A 1,269-nucleotide genomic window follows, 5' to 3' on the forward strand; every position below is an offset into this window, starting at 1 on the left:
TGAAGTGGACCCCAAATTTTGGACAGGTGCCTAAGCTCTGATTCATCATCTCCACAAGGAGGAGAATCATGAGCAAGAAACGCAAGCAATACAGCGCATCATTCAAGTCCAAAGTCGCTCTGGCCGCGCTCAAGGGTGACCAGACCACATCTGAAATCGCTGCCCGGTTCGAGATTCACCCGACCATGGTCAGCAACTGGAAACGCGAGCTGCTGGAGAATGCCCCGGACCTCTTCGAAGGTAAGAAGAAGACCGGCAAACAGTCCAGCGAGCCCAGTTCTGACGAGCTTTATCGCGAGATCGGCCGACTGACAGTGGAACGCGATTTTTTGTCGCGCAAGCTCGATCAGTAAGCCGTCAACGCCGGTTGGCGATGATCGAGCGTGGTCATCCCCAAGTCAGCATTGTGCGCCAGTGTGAGTTGCTCAAGCTGAGCCGCTCATCGGTGTACTACGTCCCTCGTGAGCAATGTCAGGAGGATCTGGATCTGATGTACCTGATTGACCAGCAGCATCTGGAAACGCCGTACTATGGCTCTCGTAAGATGCGAGTCCACCTGGAACGCCAGGGCCACCGGATAAACCGCAAGCGGGTGCAGCGGCTGATGCGCACCATGGGCATCCAGGCGGTGTATCCAAGGCCCAGGACCAGCATTCCGGGTGATGGGCACAAGGTTTATCCATACCTGCTCAAAGGGCTTAAGATCGACCGCCCCAACCAGGTGTGGGCGACTGACATCAGCTACGTTCCGCTGGCCCGGGGCTTCATGTACCTGGTCGCCGTCATCGACTGGTACAGCCGCAAGGTGCTGTCCTGGCGGGTCTCTAACACCATGGACACAGACTTCTGCATCGATGCTCTGGAGGAGGCCCTACAGCGCCATGGAACGCCGGAGATCTTCAACACCGATCAGGGTGCCCAGTTCACCAGTGAAGCCTTCACAGGCGTTCTCAAAGATCATGACATCCGGATCAGCATGGACGGCAAGGGCTGCTACCATGACAACATCTTCGTGGAACGGCTCTGGCGCAGCGTCAAACACGAGTGCGTCTACCTCACAGCCTTCGAGGATGGACACCACTTGAAACAGGCGCTCCACCGGTACTTCCGGCATTACAATCAGACCCGGTACCACCAAACCCTTGAATACCAAACGCCCGATGAGGTGTACTACGGGCAACCCATCTCTCTGGCAGCCTGAGCCAGGGAAACAACCGAATCATAGCTTAGGGACACCATCAGGTTGTCCAACTGATTGGGTCCACCTCA

1 protein-coding gene is annotated in these 1,269 nt (G+C 56.3%); it reads left to right on the forward strand.

What is annotated here, in order from left to right:
• The first annotated feature begins 68 nt into the window (after positions 1-68).
• Positions 69-1,201 (forward strand): IS3 family transposase gene (locus MLD24_RS21465; protein ID WP_248169376.1). Its coding sequence is split into 2 segments (ribosomal slippage): positions 69-339 and positions 339-1,201, totalling 1,134 coding nucleotides; the frame shifts between segments, so codons are not numbered across the junction.
• Positions 1,202-1,269 lie beyond the last annotated feature (68 nt).

Source organism: Marinobacter xestospongiae (genome assembly GCF_023156385.1).
Taxonomy (GTDB): Bacteria; Pseudomonadota; Gammaproteobacteria; order Pseudomonadales; family Oleiphilaceae; genus Marinobacter; species Marinobacter xestospongiae.